The sequence below is a fragment of the Mesorhizobium sp. M0998 genome (genome assembly GCF_040318885.1).
Lineage (GTDB): Bacteria > Pseudomonadota > Alphaproteobacteria > Rhizobiales > Rhizobiaceae > Mesorhizobium.
In genome coordinates this window covers 1-2682 of the sequence record NZ_JAMYND010000094.1, presented here as the reverse complement: position 1 = coordinate 2682, position 2682 = coordinate 1, and the positions used below count along the sequence as shown (strand labels likewise).

Below are 2682 nucleotides of genomic sequence, written 5' to 3'. Positions count from 1 at the left end.
TCTGGAGGCCAGCACGACGGCGCGCTTCGAAGCGTCGGCCAAGACAGGCAAGGTCCGCAGGTTCAAGGAGTTCGTTGACGGCGCCCGCGGCGCGGCCGGGCCGGCAGCACTCAGGCGACTATAACGGGCGCAGAGCCGACCCTGCGGCTTCCAGACATTGTCGTGTACAGCTTCAGACCCTCAAGCCGAGCCCGCAGGGCCTCGCTTACCTTTTACGGGGCGGCGGTACGTCCAAGCCGCTTCAACAGTTAAGAATTTCGCAAAGACGATACCCCCGGATCGTCGAGCTTCCGCTGCCACTTCCCGCATTCGCCGAGGCGGTCAATGACCCGCCCTTCACAATAGTTATCCGGCAAGCATCTGGATGCGAGAGATAATGTTGCCGGAGGCATCTCTCATGGCTTCTACACCTGCCTGAACGCCAGAACCGCGTTCGTGCCGCCAAAGGCGAAGGAGTTGCTCAGTGCCACGCGCACCTTGCGCTCGCGTGCCACATTGGGCGTGACGTCGAGATCGCAATCGGGGTCCAGCTCACGATAATTGGCAGTCGGCGGCACGACGCTCTCGCGGATAGCCATCACGCAGGCGATCAACTCGAGCGCGCCGGACGCGCCGAGGCAATGCGCGTGCATGGACTTGGTAGAAGAAATGGACATTGAGAAGGCGTGCTGACCGAAGACGCGCTTGATCGCCGCCGTCTCGATCTGGTCGTTGGCCTTGGTGCCGGTGCCGTGCGCGTTGAGATAGTCGACATCCTCGGCGTCCAGCCTGGCATCGGCAAGGCAGGCCCGCATTGCTGCCTCCGGCCCCTCGACAGTCGGCGCGACGATGTCGGACGCATCGGCGGAAAGGCCGGCACCGGCAATTTCGGCAAGGATGGTGGCGCCCCGAGCCAGGGCATGCTCGTAGCTTTCCAGCACCGCCATGCCGGCGCCTTCACCAAGCGACAGGCCCTGGCGATCGGCCGAGAATGGCCGGCAAGTATCGGGCGAAAGCACGCGGATCGCTTCCCATGCCTTCAGCACACCCCATATGAGCGGCGCTTCGCTGCCGCCGGCAAGCATCACGTCGGCCCGGCCGAGCCTGATCTGGTCCACCGCGCAGGCAATCGCATGGTTTGCCGAGGAACAGGCGGACGTGACGCCGAAGACCGGCCCGCGCAGACCAAGACTCATGCTGACCTGGCCGGCAGCGGCACCCGGCATCGCCTTGGGTACAGTCAAGAGAGCGGCACGCTTACCGCCCAGAAGGATGGCGCGGTAGGTTTGCTCGATCGCATCCCACCCGCAGCCGCCAACGCCCACCGTCGCACCGAAGCGATAGCTATTTCCCTCTTTGGAGGAAAGTCCGGCCTGACGCATGGCTTCGCGCGCCGCAAGCACAGCGAGCAGGCTGAAGCGGTCCATGGAGATGAGTTGCTTGCCGTCGATGTCATGCTCCGGCAGCGCCTTGATCTCGGCACCGATCCTGACCCTCAATTCATGGAGCTCGGAGTTGACGATTGGGCCGATGGCGGAGCGGCCTTCTCGCATCTCTGTCCAAATGGCGGCGGCGTTGGTCCCAAGCCCGCAAATACCGCCAATCCCAGTAATCACGACGCGCCTGTCCATTCACACCCCCTTGGCGAGCAAGCTGCGCACGGCTTCCACCATGTCCCCAACATTCTGGAGATCCGACCATGCCTCGGCCGTATTCATCTCGATCTGGATGCCGTAGGCCTGCTCCAGGTCCCAGAGAACGTCCGCCAATCCCAGTGAATCGATACCGAGCGAAGTCAGTCCCGTGGCAGCCGTTATCTCGCCGCCTGTGGCAGGCGCTATGCCGCCCTCCGACGCGGCGCGCTTCTTGATAATGGCGATTATTTCGTTGGCGAGTTGATCTGCCATCTTGTTCCTTTCCAGCTTGCGTTTTCGGCGTCGTTCAAAACCCGAGTCGCGTCGCGTTGCCAAAATTGCCCCTCATAGAGCCTGTGCGACCGACCAAGCCCAATGCCCATAGGAACCGGACGAGTTCCGGCTTCTGCGGCGTCAGCCCGATGACGAAGAACAGTCGCCGGCCTCCCGCTTTTGCGCCAGCACATCAAGAATCTGCGTGTAAATGGATAGGAACCGTCGTCAAACGTCAGCTAAACGCTGCGACGGTGGGTGCTGTCAGCGTATTCACTCGGCACCTCATATGTAATCGAGATGTTTCATAGCTCCGGACCAGTTGCGATCAACTATTGTACCGGTCCGCCATTCGTCGGAGAGTTCGACATGATCGGAGCGCTGCCTCTCATTCCCAGTACAATCTCCACCGCATGCGACAGATTTCCTCTTTCGGGCTCTTCTCAAGGGACTCGCCACGCGATAGAGGCAGTGATCGGCGCACGTGAGGTCCTGCCAAGTCCATGCGACATTCCGGAAAATTGGTAAAATCGTTTGTTTCAATCAAATGCATCCACGCTATGGATAGCTAAGACATGCGTTTCAAAGGGCTCGATCTGAATCTTCTCGTCGTTCTCGACGCGCTGCTGAGCGAGCGCGGCCTCACGGCGGCGGCACGCCGCATCAACCTAACCAAATTCATGGGGGTTGGTGGATGTGGCGCAAGCCGTTGAAATGACGTAGGATTTGGTTGCTTAAGCCGATCCGAACCATTTCCCGGAGACCACACCCACCATGAACGATCTTGCGCTGCCGC

2 protein-coding genes and 2 pseudogenes are annotated in these 2682 nt (G+C 61.0%); 2 read left to right on the top strand and 2 right to left on the bottom strand.

Features of this window, described 5'->3' with window-relative positions; all coding sequences use genetic code 11:
- Nucleotides 1-253: 253 nt before the first annotated feature.
- Nucleotides 254-418: pseudogene (locus NKH59_RS33140) on the top strand (LysR family transcriptional regulator); the annotation flags it as partial.
- On the opposite strand, the gene NKH59_RS33135 reads toward NKH59_RS33140, so the two are convergent.
- Both NKH59_RS33135 and NKH59_RS33130 read right to left on the bottom strand, forming a co-directional pair.
- Nucleotides 405-1610, bottom strand: a complete 1206-nt coding sequence (locus NKH59_RS33135; RefSeq protein ID WP_352453892.1) for a beta-ketoacyl-[acyl-carrier-protein] synthase family protein — start codon at nt 1608-1610, stop codon at nt 405-407. The pseudogene NKH59_RS33140 and the gene NKH59_RS33135 overlap by 14 nt on opposite strands.
- A complete protein-coding gene (locus tag NKH59_RS33130; protein WP_352458906.1) occupies nt 1611-1886 on the bottom strand; it encodes an acyl carrier protein in 276 nt (91 codons plus the stop codon).
- Between the two features lie 575 nt (nt 1887-2461).
- On the opposite strand from NKH59_RS33130, the pseudogene NKH59_RS33125 reads away from it, so the two are divergent.
- A pseudogene (locus NKH59_RS33125) lies at nt 2462-2563 on the top strand (LysR family transcriptional regulator); the annotation flags it as partial.
- Between the last annotated feature and the right edge of the window lie 119 nt (nt 2564-2682).